The organism is Myroides sp. (assembly GCF_032073645.1).
Lineage (GTDB): Bacteria > Bacteroidota > Bacteroidia > Flavobacteriales > Flavobacteriaceae > Flavobacterium > Flavobacterium odoratimimum.
Window position 1 is genome coordinate 1 of record NZ_DAMANB010000033.1, and the last position, 21,050, is coordinate 21,050.

Here is a 21,050-nt window from a genome sequence, read left to right on the forward strand (position 1 = left end):
GCTTAAGCCCAAAAGCTAGGAAATGGAGACTGACACAGTTTGTGTTACACTCCCAAGTCCTTATGCACATTACGGCATAAGGACTTCTATTTTTAGTTTAACTCATTTATGCTAAACAAATTTTGAATAGAGATGACTGTAGAACTATTATTCTTTTGCTTTATTCCAATATTGATCTAATTCTTGAAGAGTTACATCTTCAAAACCACCTTTTTCTTTATTAACTAATTCTTCTACTATATTAAATCGAGAAATAAACTTACTGTTAGATCTAGCCAATGCCTTTTCAGGGTCAATCCCCTTATGACGAGCATAATTAACTAGTGTGAACAAGATATCTCCAAATTCTTCTTCCATTAGGTCTTGATTGTCGGCCTTCACTTCTACCTTAAACTCTTCTATCTCTTCCTCTACTTTTTGCCAAACATCACTGGCTTCATCCCAATCAAACCCTACTCCACTTGCTTTTTCTTGAATGCGATAAGCTTTTATTAAAGCTGGTAAACCTTTAGGCACGCCCGCTAAGACTGATCTGTTTCCCTCTTTTAATTTTAGTTTTTCCCAATTTGCCAATACATCCTTTTCAGAATCTACTTTTACATCACCATAAATATGAGGATGTCTAAAAATAAGTTTATCTGAGATACTATCAGCAACATCTTTAATATCAAACAAAGACTGTTCACTACCTATCTTAGCATAAAAAACAATATGCATTAATAAATCCCCCAGTTCTTTTTTCATTTCGTCCGTATCCCCTTCTGTAATAGCATCTACTAATTCATACATTTCTTCTACAGTAAGGTTTTTTAAGCTATCGAATGTTTGTTTTTTATCCCATGGACATTTTACTCTAAGCTCGTCTAGTATAGTTAGTAAGCGATCTATAGCCTCTAATTGCTCTTGTCTTGTATGCATCTTGATTCTTTTGGTCTAAAATAAAAAAAAGCCCGCTTTTTACAAAACGGGCTTTCTACATATAATTCTTATAAATTATTTTGCTTCAGTTTCTGTTGCAGCTGCACTAAAAGCTTCTGCAATTAATCCTCTTCTTTGAATGATATTATACCAATTCAATACTTTTTTGATATCAGAAACATATACTCTTTCTTCATCAAATTCTGGTAATACTTCTCTGAAGTAAGCCACTAATGTAGGATTGTCTTCTTTGTGAGAAATAGCTTCACCATTGTTTTCTTTTGCAGCAATGTTTCTGAAAACTTCAAATAACTTTACTTCTTCATTGTAAGTATAGATAGAAATTTCTGATAGTAAACTAACGTTGTTTCTTAATCCTACTGTACTTTTTTTCCCATCAGCCAATGATTCAGCGATAAATCCTGTACGAGTTTGTACTAGTAACTCATATAAACCTGGTTTTCCCGAAATAGCTAAAACTTTTTCTAAACTCATTTTTGTCTAAATTTTACTTTAAGAGTCGCAAATATCTTAAATTGTTATTAATAATCAAGTTATTTATCTACCTTTTTTCTTAGTTAATTTCATTTTATAATCTGTAAATATTTTTCCTTCAAGGATATTATTTAACTTTTTAGAAATTAACTTCTTTTTTAAGATAGATATTTTATCTGTAAACAGCACACCTTCAATGTGATCGTACTCATGTTGAATAACTCGTGCCGCAAGACCATCAAATTCTTCTACATGTTTAACGAAGTTTTCGTCAAAATATTCTATTTGTATCTTAGATTTTCTTTTAACTGGTTCGTGAACATCTGGAATACTCAAACATCCTTCATTAAAAGACCACTCTTCTCCTTCTTCTTTTAAAATCTTAGCATTTATAAATGTTCTTTTAAAAGTAGTTAAAAAAGCTATTTCTTCTTCTGTGTTCCCGTCCATTTCTGCAAAAGGAGCTGTATCTACAACGAATAATCTAATAGGTAATCCTACCTGAGGTGCCGCCAATCCTACTCCATGTGCTCCATACATTGTATCGTACATATTAGCTATTAGCTCTTGTAAGTTTGGATAGTCTTTAGTGATATCTTCTCCCACTTTACGTAGAACAGCGTCACCATACCCAACTATTGATAATATCATGTCTTCTTATTTTATTCTAAAGGTGCAAAAATACTCAAAAATAAATGAATAAATAATACTACAAATTATTTTTGATGTCTTATTTGTTTTATCTTGCTTGATAAAAAGTACTATTCTCTAATTAAAGCCAAAGATTAAGTAACCTATGCTAGGAAAAGCTAGAAAATTCACAGATAATACGCATCTTGCAGATTCGTTAAAAATTACTATATCAGCTGTTGTCCCTTTTTTAATACTAATGCCCTATGAAGCTTTTGATTGGGCTTTTGCTGCGGCTATTGGTGCCATGTTAACAGCTCCTGTTGATATTCCTAGTAATAAAAAAGATAAAATAATAGGGCTTTTAGTAGGTGCATTTACTGTACCAGCTGTTACTTTCACCCTATCCATTACTGATGGCAACTGGTATTTCTACCCGATTTTTGTCTTTGTATTTTTCTCTTTAAGCATGATATCTGTATATGGACATCGTGCAAATATGCTGTCGTTTACAGGATTATTAGCAGCCAGTCTAGGATTAGCACATAGTTATGAAGGTCATGCCCTATTCATGCACTGTTTAATGCTTCTATTAGGAGGATTACTTTACTTATTGGTATCCGTTACTTTTAATCTCCTTAGACCTAAGCGATATGCTGTATTACAGACATCTGAGTGTATGGAGCTTACAGCAGATTATCTAAAACACAGAGGACAACTGTGGGATAAGAATGCTAATGTAGAAAAGATCACAGAAGAACAATTAAATATACAAGTAAGCCTCAATGAGGTACATGAAAACCTGAGAGAATATTTAGTTCGAAATAAAGCTAATACAGGCAACTCTTCTAATAACCGTAGATTGCTAGTAGCCTTCTCTACTCTAGTAGAAATACTAGAAGTAGCTGTGTCTACTTCTTTTGAACACAATAAATTACATGAGTTATTTAGCAAAAGACCTGAAATTATAGAATGTTATCAGAAATTAGCTTATCACTTTGCGGAGACAATTGACGATATTGCCTACTCTATAAACTTAGGGACTAAGTATAGATCTAAATATGACCTATCTAAAGAATTAGCAGAGATTCAGGCCATGCTTAACGATTTTGTTAAGAATGGAGAGTCTACTAATATGGTAGAAGCTGTAGTCATGTTCTCGAATGTTATCCATTATGCGGAAAATCAGGTAAACAAAATTCATGATTTAGAAAAAGCTCTAACAGAGAAAGCATTTAGTGCAGATGTAGAAGAGCGCTTTAAGGATTTAGAGAAATTCTTAACTCCTGTGCATTATCGTTTAGAAACTCTAAAAGAGAACTTAAACTTTACCTCTACCATATTTAGACATGCTCTAAGACTTACCTTGACCATATTAGCAGGACTTATCGTTAGTAAAATATCAGGTGTATTAAACGGGTATTGGATATTACTAACTATCGTTGTTATTATGCGTCCTGGTTTTGGATTGACTAAGCAGCGATCTTTTGAGCGTGTAATAGGTACTGTTATTGGAGGTTTAATGGCTATAGGATTGTTATATATTATTCCTAGTGCTACAGTTATTGCATATATTACAGTACTAACCATGATTATAGGGTATTCGTTCTCTCATACAGACTATAAAGTTGGAGTTACCTTTATCACGATGTATGTAGTACTGATATATGGATTACTTACACCTGATTTTATGGATGTTATGATCTATAGAGTTATTGATACTATCATAGGAGCACTATTAGCCTTCGGAGCGAACTATCTACTATGGCCTTCATGGGAATTCTTAAACCTAAATACACATCTAAAAAAATCGATAGAAGCGAATAAAGAGTACGTAAAGGAAATTACGCTTTACTACAATGAAAAAGGAGAAGTAACCCTACCTTATAAATTAGCTAGAAAATATGCTTTTATTGAGATAGGTAACCTTATGGCTTCTTTTCAACGTATGATCCAAGAGCCTAAGTCTAAACAGAAGTATAGAACAGAACTCTATGAGTTAGCTGTACTTAATCATACCTTCCTTTCGACAGCTGCTTCTATAGGAATATACGTACAGTCACATACAACTACCAAAGCTTCTGAAGCATTTAATGTAGTTATGGACTACACAATAGGTAATTTAAAACAAACTATCGCTCTATTAGAAGATTATAATAATGGTGAGATAACCATCATAGAACGCAGTGAGAACTTTAATCTCAGTATGTCATATCTAAAAGGTATCCGTGAATACGAATTAAAGAAAACTTACTCTGATGATAAACAAATACAGAGCCTGATGGAAGAGTCTGTATTGGTTATTGAGCAACTGATGTGGTTATCCTCACTTTCAGAAAAGATATTCAAGATTACAGCTAGCATTGCCGCATTAAAGAAACAAGAAGAATCTGAAGTATCTATGCTAAGTTCACTTAGAAAGAAGATTATACCATAAAAACAAAGGGGGATGTTATGTACATCCCCTTTTGCTTTATTAGTATCTAGTTCTACTCTTCACTACTATCTACATAATTTTTCATCTCTATACTATATTCAAGATTATTTAGTTTGTTTAGAATGGTACTACTTTTCTTATCGATAAGCCTTCCTCCTTCTTCGATGGTTAACTCTTTTAAATTTTGAAGCTTCTCAAATGGTTTTAATGATTCAATATCTCCCATAGCTGATAAATAAACAGCCTTTAAAGTACTTACCTCTGCAATAGACGTTATCACATTATTTATCTTTTTGCAAGCACTCAACTCTATATCTTCTAAGTGCGTAAGTGTACTTAACCAATTAACATCTATCAGCGTAGGTATTTTTACCAAATAAAGTGCTTTTAAGGCACTTAAGTTGACTAAACTACTCCATTTACACTCTTTACTCTTTTCTATTGATAAAGATTCTATTACAGTGTTTACGGGAAAAACAAAGCCTTCCTTATCAAAGTTTTCTATAAAGACTGTTCTTAAAGTAGGATGTACAAACAAATTCTCAAATAGCTTAGAATAGGGAGTAAACAATTCCTCCAAAGTTGTAAACTTCAACCAATCTAATGGTTCTTTCCCTTTATACTGACAACCTTTAATCTCTAAGCGCTTTAAGTTTACAAACTGATATAGCCAATTCTTATCAATATTGATATCTTTTAAGTGAAGAATCTGTATCGTTTTAAACAAAGGAGCAAAGGATTCATCTAATAATATTTCTAAGCCACTTTCCTGTCCTGATATAATTAAATTAGTTATTCGTTCTTCTTGACTAAAGATTATGAGAGATTGAGCATAATCTCCTTTTTCTACTATAATGAATCTTTCTTTACGCCCAGGGGTTGTTGTACCTATATACATCTTTATTACACTCTTTTATATTATTTCAAAGATCATACTATTCTCATTTCGTAAATATCCCCATTTACAGCGAATATTAGTACAGTATATATAGCTTACCTTTGCTTCATAAACGATCAAAAAATAGAAATTAAAGATGAAAAAAATCGGTCTTAGCTTATTACTATTCATAACTGTACAAATAAGCAGCTGGGCACAAGAAGGAACTGTACAAGTAGAAGTGAAACAAAATGGTGCTATCGTTCCTATGCAGGATGGAGTTGTCACACTTAAAAGCAATGAATTTGTATTCGAAGTTACTTCAAATAATGTAGATGGTTTTCTAATAGGAGCTACTTTTGATAACGATATCTATCGCTCTGCTATAGGCGAAGCTGATTTAGAAGTAGAATGGTTTAACAGCACTGCTATCGCAGATGAAGTTTTTAATCCTAATAAAGAACTGATTATTTCGGATGAAGTACCTACTTATTGGTATTATACGAACGCTAAAGACCATCGATTTGATAAAAATCCAAAAGGAAATGCAGAGCACTGGGTTGGAAATAGAACAATAAAAGTACTTAATAATTTGTCTAGCTATGAGACAATTCCCTTAACGAAATTTAAAGATTCTGTATATGTGTATTTTTACTCTCCTATTTATGATGAGGACTATAATCTAACAGAAGTCATTATTCTATATACAGCAGAATTAAGATTTAATTAAAAAAGAAAATCGCTTATTACTTTAAAAGCCAATGATAGAAGACTATTATTGGCTTTTTATTTTAAAGACCTACAGCGTTTTTACTAGACTCAGTTCTATGTAAGAGATAAGTTCTACAAACTATACCCTCTTTTCTCCTATCTATTTTTTTACTACCTTTGCCTACAGTAAAGGCTTTGACTCAATGCCTATTATTGAGAATATTCTTCTATTCAAAGTCTGGTACATCTCACCAAAAAGAAAGCACAAATCACAGCTTTCAAAATCTCAATTTTAAAATTTTAACAAGTTTTTTAACATTGTAAATTCACTACAAACCGAGTATTCATGCGGTCTCCGTTGTGGTTTGTTCGGAAGGTGTTCGGAAAACACCCCCTTTTTCCGAACACTTTGCAAAGAACTTCCGAACAACGTCCAAACAACCTTCCCAAAAGCTTTGCTATCACTGGCTTTGTCGCGTGCTGTAAATCACAAAAAAACGCCTAAATGTTAATACTTTTAACATATGTGATTTGTCCTGTTTTTAGAATTTACAGTGGTTAAATTATTCTCATTGTGAGATGATTACAAACAATACAATCTATTACTTATACCTGCTTCCTTCTAACTATTCTATCTCTAATCTCTCCCTTCTTCCCTAGGTCTTTACATAAATTTAATATGAGATAATCTCCTAACATGATATTTGTCACTTAATTACTCAGAATATTTGAAGAATTTCCCTCCCTTATAAAATATAACAAACAAACCAAAATGAAATTAAAACCAATACATTCATTTCACATTCCGGTGATGGGATTGGCCTATACGATTGATAGTCCAGTGAGAGTGGCTCAGTATGGTTTCTCCTCTACTATCTCTGTGATGGATGATGAATTAATAGAACGCATGAACAAGTTCTATTGTGAGAAATTCGAACTGCCTTATCAAGAGATAACGAAGAAGATAGAGGACTTTAGAGCCAAGCGTATTACAGCTTATCTAAATACATTAGACACCATCGTAAAAGGGAAATTCGAAAACCTAAAAGCTTCTTTCTTAGAAAGCAAAAAAGAGGTTGAGGATTATATCGATATGTTGCCATCTGTATCAGAGATCAGAAAGAATCTACAGCAGCACTTAGATGATAAGCTATCTATAGATCATCTGAAGGGAGTTCTAGAGCACTACCTTACCCCTGGTGCTATAGATGTCAATATCATGACTAAAGTAGATAGAGAGAACTTCAATAAAAAAGAAGCCTTACCAGTAGAGTACAATGATGCACATGCTGCCCTAAGAGGCTTTGTGAACAGTACTTTAAACTCATCCGTAGTCTTATCTGCAGGTATGAATCCAAGATTGTTTAGCTATTTTGAGGAGTTTGACGCTTTTTATCCAGCTGTTGACAGTACTTTACAGAAGAAAATCATCTTAAAAGTAAGTGACTTTAGATCTGCCTTAATACAGGGGAATTTCTTAGCCAAAAAGGGATTATGGGTATCTGAGTATCGCATAGAGTCTGGGCTTAACTGTGGTGGGCATGCCTTCGCTACAGATGGTTATCTAATGGGAGTAATATTAGAAGAGTTTAAAGCTAGAAAAGCAGAATTAATAAGTTCTACCCATGACTTACTAGTGAAAGCTCTAGAACAAAAGAATAGATTTGTTCCTTCTACTCCTCTTGATTTAAAGATTACAGCTCAGGGAGGTGTAGGTACAGCAGCCGAGCATCAGTTCTTACTAGAGCATTACGAAGTAGACTCTGTAGGTTGGGGCTCACCATTCTTATTAGTACCTGAGGCTACTTCTGTAGATCAGACTACTAGAGAATTACTGGCTAAGGCAAAAGAAGAAGATCTATACTTGAGTAATATCTCTCCTTTAGGCGTGCCGTTTAATAGTATTAAAGGAACTTCTAACGACTTCTTTAAGTCAGAGAGAATCAATAAGAACAAAGCAGGTAGTTCTTGTCCTAGAAAATACCTAGCCTTGAATAAGAATTATTCGAATGAAGGACTGTGTACTGCTTCTAGAAAGTATCAAACTATCGAAATAGAAAAGCTAGAACAGGATAAGGATAATATTAGCCAAGAAGAATACAATAAGAAGTATCAACAGATAACAGAGAAAGCATGTCTATGTATAGGATTAGCCAATGCCTCTTATATGGAACTTAACTTGCCTATCAAAGGAGAAGCACAAGGAGTAGCTATCTGTCCTGGGCCTAATATTGCTTACTTCACTAAGGAAGTATCTCTTAAGAAAATGGTCAATCATATCTATGGACGAGATAATGTAATCGACACTAAAGAGCGTCCTCATTTCTTTATTAAAGAATTAAGAATGTATCTGGATCATTATAGACAAGAAAAGTCAGCTTTAGAATTAGAACAATCAGCACCAAAACTGAAAAAGCTAATGAAGACAAAAGAGAACTTACTAGAGGGAATCACTTACTATAAAAACCTCTTTAAAGAAGACAATACTTACTTTATACAAGAGCGAGAAAATATACTTAAAGATTTACTTCAAGTAGAAAAAGAGCTCCTAAACTAAATAAGAAGAAATCCAGCTGTCAGCAGACAAGCTGGATTTTCTTTTTTACTCATATCCACAATTGTAATTTTTATCACTTAGACTAAATAAAAAAAGCACCCAATCAATACATGATTAGGTGCTCAAAATAGACAAACGAAATGTATCTTTTACGCTAGTTTTGCCTAAGGTCTTTATAACTAGTGGGGACTTTGGATATTTACTCTTTTTGTCAATACATAAAAAGAGTAAACTAAAAAAGGATAGTTTTTTAGCAATAAAGACAAATCAAAAATAGCATCTTTTACTAGAAAATTAACTATCCTTTTTAATAGTTATAGCGCTAAAGTACGGTTATTTTCGAAATATACACCATTAAAATAACCTTCTTACAAGCAAACCAACACCTTGTATATCAATACTGTGAATATAGCAAATAGACAACACTATACTTTTTTAACATTTCACTACACAGATTTAAGAAAGTACTGCACTGATATTTTAGTTAATTTTACATCTTGATCAGCAGAGAGGTTCTCTAAAAAACAGGTCTAATTAAACATTTATTATCACTCTATATTAACATATAATGTAGAGCATTATAAACCTTATATGATTTCATTACCGTTATTTAATCAATTTCCTTTTTTTGCAACAGATACTCCTAAATATATTATTATCGGACTGTACTATGGGATATCATTTCTCTCTCTAGTTATACTTCTTGCACTTTATATTATTTTCAAGTATAAGAAACTTAGCTTTAGTTTTTTCTTACAATTAAGTATATTCTCTAGTTTCTTAGTCAAGGACATTATTTACTTTTATCTACCTGATCACCACGCTACTATCGGTTATTTATTAGCCTGGAACATTGGTACATCACTAGTGCTCTTAATACTTCTGCCCTACCCTTTTTTAAGATTTAAACACAAACAACAATTCTATAAAACAGGGATAGTTGTACTGTTTGCTTTAGTGGCGATAGAGTTGTTATCCAATTTATTTATCGTTCCTAGTCATGGGAATAGTTTCATTCACCCTATAACGACGATACTAACGATACTAGCATTGTACTTATTCTTCATTCTGAATCATACGTACAATTATAAAAATTATATTTCTTTCTTAATAATATGTATTACCGCTAGTACCATTATTCTCGCTCCTTCTATTAATGATACGCTTTACGAGTTATTCATCGTATGGCCTACATTGCGTTTAATAGGAATTCCTATTCTTATTTGTTCTAGTTGTATTACCCTATTAGAAGTAAAGAAAATACATGAGCGAAACTCTATCTATAAACGATATTTATATCAATATATGTATATGGTAAAAGACTACCATAAGCAGCTAGAATATGAGAAAAGCCTTAATGCAGATAAAACGACAAAAGTAGAGCAAGAAAAAACAACCATACAAGATCAACCTCTATATCAATTAAAGAATAAATACAATCTTACAGAACGTGAGTTGGAGGTTCTAAGTCTACTCTGGGAAGGGGCTACGAATAAAGAGATAGCTGATGAGTTATTTATCTCTATTAATACCTGTAAATATCACATTAGTAAAATCTATTTTAAACTAAACATTAATTCTAGAGCACAGATTTATGCTTTTAAGGATAAGCTAGAATAGCTGTCATACTCTAATTGTATTCAACTATTTTTTAGTTTTAAAAAGGTCTTTTCTTCTTATCAGAGTATTCTTTATAAAGTCAATGATATTTTCTGAGAATTTTGATGATATAAATAGTCCTTAACCCTCTAAACAAGACTAAACAACGGAGTATCTCTATTTTTTTATAACTTTTAAAAGAAGTTATAATTAGATATATCAAAGAATTTAAGAGTTTAGTTCTTGTTCGATAAGGATTAAAAGTATTTAACACTTTATAATCACTAAGCCATTAAAAAATATCACATATTTTAAATAAGAAGATAAATACCAAAAACTATTAAATTATTACTAAAAGAGTAATTATATTTGCCTAACGAATTTACTTTTTATAATGAAAAATTTATTTAATAATACTGAAGTAGCTTTTGCTCTTAAAAATAATAAAGAATTAAAAAGAGCACATTTTTTATTTAAAATGATCAGCAAACCAACTTTAGTAAAACTTGGTTCTTCCCTTGCAAATTTTGCAATTAAAACTCATTTGCCTGTTACTGGTTTAATCCGTTCTACTGTATTCGATCACTTCTGTGGCGGTATTAGTGAAGATGACTGCTTAACTGTAGTAGATAATATGTACGCTAAAGGTGGTGTGGCATCAGTTTTAGATTATTCTGTAGAAGGTAAAGAAACTGAAAAGCAATTCGACGCTGCTCTAAACATGACGATTAAGACAATCGAGTATGCTAAACAACGTCCAGACTCTATTCCTTTTGCTGTATTTAAACCTACTGGATTTGGTAGATTTGATATGTTTGTGAAAAAAGGTGAGAAAGTAGCTTTCACTGCTGAAGAAGAAAAAGAATGGGAACGCATCGTTTACCGTTTTAACATGGCTTGTAAGTTTGCTTATAACAATGATGTTCTTTTATTAATCGATGCTGAGCACAGCTGGATGCAAGATGCTGCTGATGATATCGTATTAGACATGATGAGAAAGTATAACAAAGAGAAAGCATTGATCTATAATACTGCTCAGATGTATCGTTGGGATAGATTACAGTATTTAAAAGATCTACACGCTATCGCTAAGGCAGAAGGATTCCATGTAGGTATGAAGGTAGTACGTGGTGCTTATATGGAGGTAGAACGCGAAAGAGCTACAGAGAGAGGATATAAATCTCCTATCTGTGTAGACAAAGCTGCTACTGATGTAAACTATGATGCTGGAGTTACTTATATGTTAGAGAACATAGACTCTATGGCTATCTTCGCTGGTACTCATAACGAGAAAAGTTCTTACTTAATCATGGACTTAATGGAGAAACATAATATCTCTCATACAGACCGTAGATTATACTTCGGACAGCTGTACGGAATGAGTGATAATATTAGCTTTAATTTAGCGAAAGAGAAGTTTAATGTAGCTAAATACTTACCATTCGGACCTGTACGTGATGTAATTCCTTACTTAATCAGACGTGCAGAAGAAAATACTTCTGTTGCTGGTCAAACAAATAGAGAGTTAGATCTTATCGAAACTGAACTGAAAAGAAGAAAACTGTAATTAATTACGGATTTAGAAATACAATTACCCGTCTAGGGTAGTTCATCATAAAAAAACGGAAGCTATATAGCTTCCGTTTTTTTTATACTTTTATTACACTAGAACTTATACCCTACACCTACCATAAATGCAAAGTTTTTATTGCTACTAGGAACATCCTTAAAGACATCAATTACTCCAAAACTAGTTCTCATATCAATAAACAGATTATTTCTAAAATCATAACCTAATCCAGCATTAAGTCCTAAGTCAAACTTATTTACTAACTCTCCTATATCACCAGTCTTTCCATTTATTTCTCCTTCTGTTTTAACAGCAAAGTTAAATTGTGGACCTACTTGAATATTGAAACCTTCGGTTACAAAAACTTTAGCCATTATCGGCACAGCGATATAATTTAGCTTTACCTTTCCATCATATGAAGCTGTAGATATCCAAGGAATATCAAGGCTCTCTAACTTACCTCCCATTGTGGTATATAAAAGCTCTCCCTGCAATGCAAATCGCTTAGAAAACTTAGCTTCTACTACACCTCCAATATGAAAACCTGATTTGCCTACTATATCGTCTATTTTTGTAACTATAGTTTGATTAAATCCTGCTTTAACCCCAAAGCTTACTTTGGTCTTTCCTTCTTCATGATGCTGAGCTACCGCAGCTGTAGATATAGCCATAAAAGCTAATGTAGTAAGTAGTAATTTTTTCATATTTAATTATTTAGTGTTTATGTTTTTCTTTTAATAATCACCTAGTACTAATAAGTTTGTTTCCATATCTGTATCTTTAGGAACTAGTAGTGAAACGTTGTATTGGTTCTGGACATACTTTAAATGGTCAATATTTAAATAATTGCCAATTAATTCAGCGCATTCTTCTGCACTTCTCTTTCCGCAGAGTATACCAAAAAATTGAACCTCTGTTTCTATTTCAAGGGATAATTGTTCATCAAAATCTTCATCTGCATAAATGTCAATAGTAGCAGACACCTTCACTATTATTTTGCTATCAACTTTTCTAAAGTTGATTTTTGCATTATACACTCCTGTATGTTCATAAACATAAAAAAGAGCTCTAGGCTTCCCCTCCTCTTCTTGATAATCTTCCCATTCTATATCATATCCTGCAATATCTTGCCATTGATTCAGTTCATTAGGATTGATAAATAATAATAGCTCTGAATTAAAATACAGGCCCCTTCTATTTAATCTACCCTTAGTGTCTTCAGCCTTTATTTGTAATCCGAAGACTAACTGTTTTATTGAACTATCCATAAAAGCATCTAAGTAAGCATACTTTACGTCAAATTCTTGGTCTTTTATTTTAAACATATCAAAATAACTAAGTTAATTACATTCTTTACTTAAAAGATGGAATATACTGCCACGCGAGGTCTCCCGACTTCGTGTTACTAAACAATATTATCTTATATACAGTCCCACATAAGAGAAGAGTGCTATAGGTTAAAAAATTCCTAATTCTTCATTAAATCTTCCAGTCAATTGTTTTAATTCCTTTAGACTCCAAGTACGCATTTGTTTGAGAAAAAGGCTTACTCCCATAAAATCCTCTATAAACAGATAAAGGAGATGGATGTACTGTCTCTATCACGAGATGTTTGGAACGATTAATATTCTTTCCTTTCTTTTGAGCATAACTCCCCCATAGAATAAATACAATATTCTCTCTGTGCTCACTTAATTGTTCTATTACTGCATCAGTAAACTTCTCCCAACCTAACTTCTGATGAGAACCTGCTTTTTTCTCCTGTACAGTTAATGTTGCATTTAATAAGAATACGCCTTGTTCTGCCCATTTGGTCAGATCTCCATTTATATTCTTAATGTCTAAATCATCTTCTAGTTCTTTATAGATATTTTGTAAACTCGGAGGTAACTTTACACCTTTACTTACGCTAAAAGAAAGACCATTTGCCTGAAATGCCCCATGATAAGGGTCTTGACCAATGATGACTACCTTCACATCGTCAAAATCTACTAGCTCAAATGCTTTATAAACCTCCTCTTTAGGAGGATAGACCATAGTAGTTTCATATAAACAATTAATATTCTCTATTAGTGTTTTAAAATATGGAGATGCCATTTCAGTTGCTAAATGCTTATTCCAACCTTTTGCTTTTAGTTTCATTCTTTTTTTCTTCAAATATAAGCTTTCAACTAAAATATTAAACAAGATTTAGAGTGAAATACTAAAAGAAAAGAGTAGCTAATCACTATTATTTGTCTACTCTTTTCTTTTAGTATCTCTCATTGATTATATCTCAGATATACCTTTCATCTGTGGTAAAAAAGCGCCTCGAATACAGAAGAGTTCTTTTATATCGTCTATTTTTACCTGGATATTTTCAAATGCAGGATTATCACTGATCAATAACAGTGTATTATCATCTACTTTTCTTTTAAATCTGTAAATAACAATCCCTTTTCCTCTAAGTACAAATAGATAAACATGCCATAACTGTAAGTCCTCTACACTAATATGCTTAGTAATCACATAAGAAGTCATTTTAATAGTTGGATACATATTATCCACTGATACTTGAAAAGCAGTATCTACTTCCTCTACCGTTGGAAAAACATAACTTGGAGCTGTAGCCAAAGTTTTCTCTGGATCCAAAAAATACTCAAAGTGATGATCAGTAGAAATCATTTTTACTTTTCTCTTGTGATAACTACTGTTGTATACAGCTGTAGAATCTGAGAAGAATAATTCATTTAAATCAATTTTGTGTTCTTTACACAACGCTATTAAGCCTTCATACTGTAAGCTATCTCTCTTTTTCCATGAAGAGATAGTATTAGGTTTAACATCAAGAATATCTGCTAACTGTAAATCAGTTTTAATCCCTAGCATTCTCTTTAGTTTCTTAATTACTCCTGTTGCATTTTGCATAGCTTTAATTTTTTAGTGTTTGTTTTAATTTTTTTTACTTTTCTCATGTGATTAAGGCACTTTATAAGCCATAAATGATAATAATCAAATATTTTAATGAGTGGCTATTTGTACACTAATTCTAGTATAGTAGCATAAACTGCCCTATTATTTATCTACTCCAAAACCTCGTTATAAGGCTTACCTAAGGCTATTATTGATTTTTAAACAAAGAATTAAATCTTTAGTTTATTACTACTTATATAGTACAAATTACAAAATATAAATACTAATAAATCATAATATTCAAACAATACAAAGTATTAGGTGTGTAATAATTCGCAATAATGCACCTATAAAGACCTTTTACAATAATATTGCCAACATTTCTTAATTTTTAAGAGACTACATTTTGTCAACTATTCACAATAAAGCATTGATTACAAAGCTGATTGACACATTTAAACATCACAAAACGTAAAGCCATTTAAAAAATAATACTGAACAATTGTATATTTTTTAGGATCAAAACCCTTTTTGGCTTCTTTTTTGTAATAGTCATTCTATAAAGAATAAGGGTTTTGGATTAAAGAGAGTTCTTGTTAAACTTTTAGATTAAATAGAATAATGACAACTCAACGAAAAGTAGAAAACAAAATCAAGTTAAATAGATTGAAAATTGCGACTATAAAGAGGAGTAGTAATTAGCTTTCTAATCATTTTCTAATGTTGTTTTAATCTCTCTCTAATGGAACTCAAAGTTCTCTATAAGTCCTAAACAATAATTTTGACCTTAAAATAAAAAACAATGTTTAAAAACACTTTATTAGCCATTCTATCCACCTTTGTACTAAGTACTTATGCACAAGATAGCTCCGTTAAGACACTGATGTTATCAAAAGAAGAAGCTGAAGCACTTTTCTTAGAGCAGAACTTAGAACTTATTGCAAAGAATTTAGAAATCTCACAAGCAGAAGCACAATTGTTACAAGCAAAATTATGGCCTAACCCTACTTTTGAAGTTTCTGAAATCAACTTCTGGAAGACTACAGATATAGAAGAACAACCTAAGCTTATAGGTAACTGGGGTGAAGCACAACAATATGCTTTTAGAGTAGAACAATTGATTCAAACAGGCGGTAAACGTAGAAAGACAATTGACCTTCAGAAATTAACTATAGAAGAGAAACAACAGGAGTTCGAAAGTATTATTCGTGAGCTTAAGTTAGAACTAAGAGGTAATCTATCTGACTTACAGATACTTCAAGAACAACAAAAGATATACGAAAAACAAATAGAAAGTACTAAGTCCCTAATTAGTGCATACAAGAACCAATTAGATCAAGGGAATATAAGTCAAGCACAATACATTCGCTTAAAAGCAGCAGAACTTCAGTTTAAAAAAGAATTGGTTAACATCAATAAAGAACTTGAAGAAGCTATAAAAGACTTTAAAAACTTTATCAATATTGGGAATAGCACCCTGGTCGTTATTACTGATAAACTAGTAGCTCCTGAGAAAGAGGTATCTGAATTAGAATTAGAGAATTGGATTATCACTGCTCAGGAACAACGTCCAGATGCCTTAAAAAGCAAAACTCTAGAGAAACAATCTGAAAAGCGATTAGAGATAGAGAAAGCACAACGTGTTCCAGATATTACGCTAGGAGTAGATTATGACAGAGGAGGTAATATTATGCGTGATTTTGTTGGTTTTGGAATCTCTTTTGACCTACCTATTTTTGATAGAAATAAAGGAGGTATTAAGGAAGCTAAAATAGATATAGAATTAGCCAAACTGGATACACAAAGCAAACTAAATGAGATTGCTAATGATATAGTAGAAGCTTTTAGAAATTATTATCACGCAGAACAACTCTATAAAGATATAGATAGTGAGTATGAGCAACAATTAGATCAACTACTAGAAGCATATTTAAAGAACTTCCAAAAGAGAAATGTGAGTTTAATCGAATATTTAGACTTTGTAGAAGCTTATATAGAGAACAAAACAATTCTATTAGAAACAAGAAAAGATTTAAACGATCACTTTGAAAAACTACAATACGCTGTAGGAAAAGACTTATAAGAATTAAATAAAAAGACAATGACAAAATATTCTATACTTACACTAGTATTATTAAATGCTGTTTTAATAAGCTGTAATAAAGAAAATAAAACTAATGAAGAGGTTTCTACTACACAAGAATGCCTTTCAGAAGCTATTAAAAATACCTTAGATGTTGAAAAAGTAACTCTAAGACCTATAGAGCGAAGTATTACACTTAATGGATACATTGATTACAATCAAGATAAAACTGTTCCATATCATAGCTTAGTAGATGGATTAGTTGCTAATACTTACTTCTCGTTAGGAGATTATGTTGCAAAAGGACAGTTACTAGCCGAAATAAAAAGTACAGATACCAATGAAATCTATACAGAATTAAAAGCAAGTGAAGCAGAATTAAAAGTAGCTACTAGAGAACTTGAGTCTGTTGAAGCTATGTATAAAGATGGTATCGCTTCTCAAAAAGAATTATTAGAAGCACAAGAGGATGTAAAAGCATTAAAAAGTAAAGTATCTGCTGCTAAAAGTAGTATGGCAATCTTCAATACTCATGGTGAATCTGGTATAGTAAAAGTAGTGGCTCCTCAGGCAGGATATATAGTGACTAAGAGCATCAGTACAGGAATGACTGTAAATGCTGGTGATGAACCTCTATTCACTATAGCAGATTTATCAGATGTATGGATTATGGCTAACGTATATACTGCTAATATGCGCCATATACAACCGAACCAAGAGGTAAAAGTATCTACCCTAGCTTATCCTGATGAATACTTTGCAGGAAAAGTAACTAAAGTATCTCAAGTATTCGATACAGAAGAAAGAGTCTTAAAAGCTCGTATTTCAATGGAAAATAAAGAGATGAAATTAAAGCCGGGAATGTCTGCTGATATCATTATTCAGTTAGAAACAAACGAGGGTAAATCTCTTGCTATTCCTAATAGCGCTATCATTTTTGACAATAATCAAAACTATGTTGTTATATATAAAAATGATTGTGAACAAGAAGTTAGAAAGATCACACCTCAATCTAAAAATAGTATCTATACCTACATCAACGAAGGTGTAAAGGAAAACGAAATGGTGGTAACTACAAATGAATTACTCATTTATGAACAGTTAAACAACAAATTGTAATTCTTTTTAAAAAACTTATTTATGCAAAAATTCGTCAAAAATATAGTATCCTTTTCACTTAAAAACACATTCATCGTCATCTTCGGTGTATTGTTATTATTGTTTGGAGGGATTTATAGTTATATACACACGCCTATTGAAGCTTTCCCTGATGTGACTAATACGAGAGCGCGTATTATCACACAGTGGCCTGGTCGTAGTGCAGAAGAAGTAGAAAAGTTTATTACCCTTCCTATTTCAAAGGAGGTTAACACCATTCCTAATAAAGCAGAGGTAAGATCTATCTCTCTATTTGGGCTATCTGTTGTAACAGTATTGTTTAATGATGAAGTAGATGACTTCTTCGCTCAACAATATGCTTCTAACAGAATGGGAAATGTAAATCTGCCTGAAGGAGCTGATTTTGAAATAGAGCCGCCTTCTGGAGCAACAGGAGAAATCTTTAGATATATCATTAAGAGCGATCTTCCTATCAAAGAAGTTACTGCTATTCAAGACTGGGTAATAGAACGAGAATTACTATCTGTACCTGGAGTGGCAGATGTAGTAAGCTTCGGTGGTGAAGAAAAGATATTTGAAATACAGATAAATCCTACTGAATTAATTAATTACGACTTATCTCCTTTAGATGTATACGAAGCTGTAGAAAAGAGTAATATTAATGTTGGTGGTGATGTTATCCAACGTGGTGATCAAGCTTATGTAGTAAGAGGTGTAGGATTATTAGACAATGTTGAAGATATCGAGAATATCCTTATCGAGGTAAAAGGAAGTACTCCCATTCTAGTAAAACACGTAGCTAATGTCGTGGTATCAGCCAAACCACGCTTAGGACAAGTTGCTTTTCAAGATGACGATGATGTCGTACAAGGAATTGTAGTGATGCTAAGAGGTGAAAACCCTAGTGCTGTTATCGAAGGACTAAAAGCTAAAATAGAAGACTTAAATGAGCGTATTCTACCTAAAAACGTACAGATACAAACAGTAGTAGACAGAACTAACCTTGTAAACACGACAGTACACACTGTATCTAAGAACTTAGTAGAAGGGGTTATCTTAGTATCTATTATTGTATTTATTTTCTTATACAATTGGCGTACTACATTTATCGTTGCTTCTGTTATTCCATTAGCTTTCTTATTTGCTATCATCATGCTGAAGATACAAGGGTTACCTGCCAACCTAATTTCAATGGGAGCATTAGACTTTGGATTGCTACTAGAAGGAACTTTAGTTATTGTAGAACATGTCTTTGTAGGTCTAGAGAAACGAGCTGAACAAGTGGGAATGGCAAGGTTTAATAGAATGTCTAAACTAGGTACTATTAAGAAAAGTGCAAGTAGTGTAGCGAGCTATATTTTCTTTGCACTATTAATTCTAATCGTAGCCTTAATGCCTATTTTCTCTTTCCAAAAAGTAGAAGGAAAGATGTTCTCTCCCCTAGCCTTTACATTGGGTTATGCTCTATTAGGATCCCTAATATTGAGTTTGACTTATGTACCAGCGATGTGTAAACTTTTACTGACTAAAGATATCAAAGAACGTGAGAATGTTATCTCTCGATTCTTTAAGAACAATATCTATAAGATGTTTAACTGGAGTTTTACTCATAAGAAGTTAACTCTTTCTATGTTTATAGGTTTACTTGTTATCTGTGGAGTTAGATTTCATTATTATGGTTCAGAATTCTTGCCTAAGTTAAATGAAGGAGCTTTATATATTAGAGCGACATTGCCTAGTAGTATTAACTTAGATGAATCTGTAAGATTAGCTAAAGAAATGAAAGCTAAAATTAGAGAATTCGATGAAGTAAAATTTGTCTTGACTCAAACTGGTCGTCCGAATGATGGTACTGACCCTACAGGATTCTTTAATATTGAATTTCACACTGAACTAAAACCAGAAAGTGAATGGACGCGTAAGATTACAAAAGACAAACTTCTAGAAGAGATTCGTCTGAAATTAGAGAACTACCCTGGTGTTAATTTTGGATTCAGTCAACCCATACAAGATAACGTAGAAGAATATGTAGCTGGAGTAAAGAGTTCTCTTGTAATTAAGATATTTGGAGATGATTTATTTGAGTTAGAAAAGTATGCAAATCAAGTAGCAAAAAGTATCAAAGATGTTGAAGGTATTACAGACTTAAATGTATTTAAGAATATTGGGCAACCAGAATTGAGAATTAAGCTGCATGATCACAAAATGGCTAAATATGCTGTAACTACAGCAGATGCTCAGGCTGTTATAGCTATGACTATTGGTGGACAGGCAGCTACTACACTATATGAGAATGAAAGAATGTTTGATGTTGTACTTCGTTTCAACAAAGAATATAGAGATTCTGCTGATAAAATCGGAGATATTTTAATTCCTTCATTAGATGGTAAACAAGTCCCACTAAAAGAAATTGCTACGATAGATTATCACACAGGACCTGCCTTTATCTATAGAGAAGGTGGTAGTAGATATATCGGTATAGGGTTTAGTATTGAAGGAAGAGATTTAGGAAGTACTATCGCTGAAGCAAGAGCTAAAGTAGAGAAAGAAGTAAAACTGCCTGCTATCAATAAAATGGAATGGGCAGGAGAGTTTGAAAGTAAAGAACGTGCTGCAAATCAATTAATGCTTGTTGTTCCTGTTTCTTTAATTCTAATTCTTGTGTTGTTGTACTTCAACTTTGGTAATGTAAAAGATACTGCTATAGCAGCCTTAACTATTCCTTTCGCTTTTATCGGTGGTTTTGTATCACTTTGGGCAACTGGCACGATATTTGGAATATCAGCAGGGATAGGATTTATTATTCTTTTTGGAGTAGCTACTATTGATGGTATTGTACTTATTGGAGTTATGAGAGAAAACTTACAACATCGTATGCCATTAAAAGAAGCAATAAAAGAAGGAGTAAAAAGCCGAATAAGACCAGTAGTAATGATTGCATTGATGGGGTCTATGGGATTACTTCCTGCAGCCTTATCAAATGGAATGGGATCTGAAATACAGAAACCATTAGCAATTATGATCGTAGGAGGGTTAATCATCTGTATGATTTTATCCTTTACTATCTTACCACAAGTATTCTACTGGGCTTACAGAAATAAGAAGTAGATTTTTTCATATATTTTTTTTAGGGACACTTTATTCTAAAGATAGAGTGTCCTT

Annotated in this window: 16 protein-coding genes; 8 read left to right on the forward strand and 8 right to left on the reverse strand. The window is 32.5% G+C overall.

Annotated elements, in window-relative coordinates; all coding sequences use genetic code 11:
* Positions 1 to 147: 147 nt before the first annotated feature.
* The 3 genes from mazG to def form a co-directional block, all read right to left on the reverse strand.
* The gene (gene mazG / locus RT228_RS17110) at positions 148 to 918 is read right to left on the reverse strand and encodes a nucleoside triphosphate pyrophosphohydrolase (RefSeq protein WP_006258861.1); all 771 of its coding nucleotides are present in this window, start codon (positions 916 to 918) and stop codon (positions 148 to 150) included.
* A 75-nt stretch (positions 919 to 993) separates the two neighbouring features.
* Positions 994 to 1,413, reverse strand: a complete 420-nt coding sequence (locus tag RT228_RS17115; RefSeq protein ID WP_006258862.1) for a DUF5606 domain-containing protein — start codon at positions 1,411 to 1,413, stop codon at positions 994 to 996.
* Between the two features lie 63 nt (positions 1,414 to 1,476).
* Positions 1,477 to 2,064, reverse strand: coding sequence for a peptide deformylase (gene def, locus RT228_RS17120; protein ID WP_006258863.1), 588 nt, complete (start codon positions 2,062 to 2,064; stop codon positions 1,477 to 1,479).
* A 145-nt stretch (positions 2,065 to 2,209) separates the two neighbouring features.
* On the opposite strand from def, the gene RT228_RS17125 reads away from it, so the two are divergent.
* Positions 2,210 to 4,480 carry an FUSC family membrane protein gene (locus RT228_RS17125; protein WP_313139051.1) on the forward strand — a complete coding sequence of 757 codons (2,271 nt, stop codon included), beginning with the start codon at positions 2,210 to 2,212 and terminating at the stop codon, positions 4,478 to 4,480.
* A gap of 52 nt (positions 4,481 to 4,532) precedes the next feature.
* On the opposite strand, the gene RT228_RS17130 is transcribed toward RT228_RS17125, so the two are convergent.
* Positions 4,533 to 5,378 carry a hypothetical protein gene (locus RT228_RS17130; protein ID WP_006258865.1) on the reverse strand — a complete coding sequence of 282 codons (846 nt, stop codon included), beginning with the start codon at positions 5,376 to 5,378 and terminating at the stop codon, positions 4,533 to 4,535.
* A 136-nt stretch (positions 5,379 to 5,514) separates the two neighbouring features.
* Between RT228_RS17130 and RT228_RS17135 the strand changes: the two genes are divergently transcribed.
* From RT228_RS17135 to RT228_RS17150, 4 genes are all read left to right on the forward strand, one after another.
* Positions 5,515 to 6,087 carry a hypothetical protein gene (locus RT228_RS17135; RefSeq protein WP_006258866.1) on the forward strand — a complete coding sequence of 191 codons (573 nt, stop codon included), beginning with the start codon at positions 5,515 to 5,517 and terminating at the stop codon, positions 6,085 to 6,087.
* Between the two features lie 753 nt (positions 6,088 to 6,840).
* Positions 6,841 to 8,625 carry a hypothetical protein gene (locus tag RT228_RS17140; RefSeq protein ID WP_006258867.1) on the forward strand — a complete coding sequence of 595 codons (1,785 nt, stop codon included), beginning with the start codon at positions 6,841 to 6,843 and terminating at the stop codon, positions 8,623 to 8,625.
* A 591-nt stretch (positions 8,626 to 9,216) separates the two neighbouring features.
* Positions 9,217 to 10,245, forward strand: a complete 1,029-nt coding sequence (locus RT228_RS17145) for a response regulator transcription factor (RefSeq protein WP_006258868.1) — start codon at positions 9,217 to 9,219, stop codon at positions 10,243 to 10,245.
* 373 nt (positions 10,246 to 10,618) lie between these two features.
* Positions 10,619 to 11,791, forward strand: coding sequence for a proline dehydrogenase family protein (locus tag RT228_RS17150; protein WP_006258869.1), 1,173 nt, complete (start codon positions 10,619 to 10,621; stop codon positions 11,789 to 11,791).
* A 98-nt stretch (positions 11,792 to 11,889) separates the two neighbouring features.
* Here the strand turns inward: RT228_RS17150 and RT228_RS17155 are convergent, their stop codons facing one another.
* The 4 genes from RT228_RS17155 to RT228_RS17170 form a co-directional block, all read right to left on the reverse strand.
* Complete coding sequence (locus tag RT228_RS17155) at positions 11,890 to 12,498, reverse strand: porin family protein (protein WP_006258871.1); 609 nt, start codon at positions 12,496 to 12,498, stop codon at positions 11,890 to 11,892.
* 30 nt (positions 12,499 to 12,528) lie between these two features.
* Positions 12,529 to 13,119 (reverse strand): hypothetical protein, encoded by a 591-nt coding sequence (locus RT228_RS17160; RefSeq protein WP_006258872.1) that lies wholly within the window; start codon positions 13,117 to 13,119, stop codon positions 12,529 to 12,531.
* Positions 13,120 to 13,273: 154 nt separating this feature from the next.
* Positions 13,274 to 13,936: a uracil-DNA glycosylase gene (gene ung / locus RT228_RS17165; RefSeq protein WP_006258873.1), complete on the reverse strand. Its 663-nt coding sequence runs from the start codon at positions 13,934 to 13,936 to the stop codon at positions 13,274 to 13,276.
* Positions 13,937 to 14,062: 126 nt separating this feature from the next.
* Complete coding sequence (locus tag RT228_RS17170) at positions 14,063 to 14,701, reverse strand: helix-turn-helix domain-containing protein (RefSeq protein WP_006258874.1); 639 nt, start codon at positions 14,699 to 14,701, stop codon at positions 14,063 to 14,065.
* Positions 14,702 to 15,488: 787 nt separating this feature from the next.
* On the opposite strand from RT228_RS17170, the gene RT228_RS17175 reads away from it, so the two are divergent.
* The 3 genes from RT228_RS17175 to RT228_RS17185 are packed head-to-tail and all read left to right on the forward strand — an operon-like array spanning position 15,489 to position 20,996.
* Positions 15,489 to 16,769 carry a TolC family protein gene (locus tag RT228_RS17175; RefSeq protein WP_006258875.1) on the forward strand — a complete coding sequence of 427 codons (1,281 nt, stop codon included), beginning with the start codon at positions 15,489 to 15,491 and terminating at the stop codon, positions 16,767 to 16,769.
* An 18-nt stretch (positions 16,770 to 16,787) separates the two neighbouring features.
* Positions 16,788 to 17,888, forward strand: coding sequence for an efflux RND transporter periplasmic adaptor subunit (locus RT228_RS17180; protein WP_006258876.1), 1,101 nt, complete (start codon positions 16,788 to 16,790; stop codon positions 17,886 to 17,888).
* A 21-nt stretch (positions 17,889 to 17,909) separates the two neighbouring features.
* Positions 17,910 to 20,996 (forward strand): efflux RND transporter permease subunit, encoded by a 3,087-nt coding sequence (locus RT228_RS17185; protein WP_006258877.1) that lies wholly within the window; start codon positions 17,910 to 17,912, stop codon positions 20,994 to 20,996.
* The last annotated feature ends 54 nt before the right edge of the window (positions 20,997 to 21,050 follow it).

Bases quoted from the DNA above. Each gene is read 5' to 3' on its own strand.
- mazG (WP_006258861.1), bottom strand. From the start codon at position 918: ATGCATACAAGACAAGAGCAATTAGAGGCTATAGATCGCTTACTAACT.
- RT228_RS17115 (WP_006258862.1), bottom strand. From the start codon at position 1,413: ATGAGTTTAGAAAAAGTTTTAGCTATTTCGGGAAAACCAGGTTTATAT.
- def (WP_006258863.1), bottom strand. From the start codon at position 2,064: ATGATATTATCAATAGTTGGGTATGGTGACGCTGTTCTACGTAAAGTG.
- RT228_RS17125 (WP_313139051.1), top strand. From the start codon at position 2,210: ATGCTAGGAAAAGCTAGAAAATTCACAGATAATACGCATCTTGCAGAT.
- RT228_RS17130 (WP_006258865.1), bottom strand. From the start codon at position 5,378: ATGTATATAGGTACAACAACCCCTGGGCGTAAAGAAAGATTCATTATA.
- RT228_RS17135 (WP_006258866.1), top strand. From the start codon at position 5,515: ATGAAAAAAATCGGTCTTAGCTTATTACTATTCATAACTGTACAAATA.
- RT228_RS17140 (WP_006258867.1), top strand. From the start codon at position 6,841: ATGAAATTAAAACCAATACATTCATTTCACATTCCGGTGATGGGATTG.
- RT228_RS17145 (WP_006258868.1), top strand. From the start codon at position 9,217: ATGATTTCATTACCGTTATTTAATCAATTTCCTTTTTTTGCAACAGAT.
- RT228_RS17150 (WP_006258869.1), top strand. From the start codon at position 10,619: ATGAAAAATTTATTTAATAATACTGAAGTAGCTTTTGCTCTTAAAAAT.
- RT228_RS17155 (WP_006258871.1), bottom strand. From the start codon at position 12,498: ATGAAAAAATTACTACTTACTACATTAGCTTTTATGGCTATATCTACA.
- RT228_RS17160 (WP_006258872.1), bottom strand. From the start codon at position 13,119: ATGTTTAAAATAAAAGACCAAGAATTTGACGTAAAGTATGCTTACTTA.
- ung (WP_006258873.1), bottom strand. From the start codon at position 13,936: ATGAAACTAAAAGCAAAAGGTTGGAATAAGCATTTAGCAACTGAAATG.
- RT228_RS17170 (WP_006258874.1), bottom strand. From the start codon at position 14,701: ATGCAAAATGCAACAGGAGTAATTAAGAAACTAAAGAGAATGCTAGGG.
- RT228_RS17175 (WP_006258875.1), top strand. From the start codon at position 15,489: ATGTTTAAAAACACTTTATTAGCCATTCTATCCACCTTTGTACTAAGT.
- RT228_RS17180 (WP_006258876.1), top strand. From the start codon at position 16,788: ATGACAAAATATTCTATACTTACACTAGTATTATTAAATGCTGTTTTA.
- RT228_RS17185 (WP_006258877.1), top strand. From the start codon at position 17,910: ATGCAAAAATTCGTCAAAAATATAGTATCCTTTTCACTTAAAAACACA.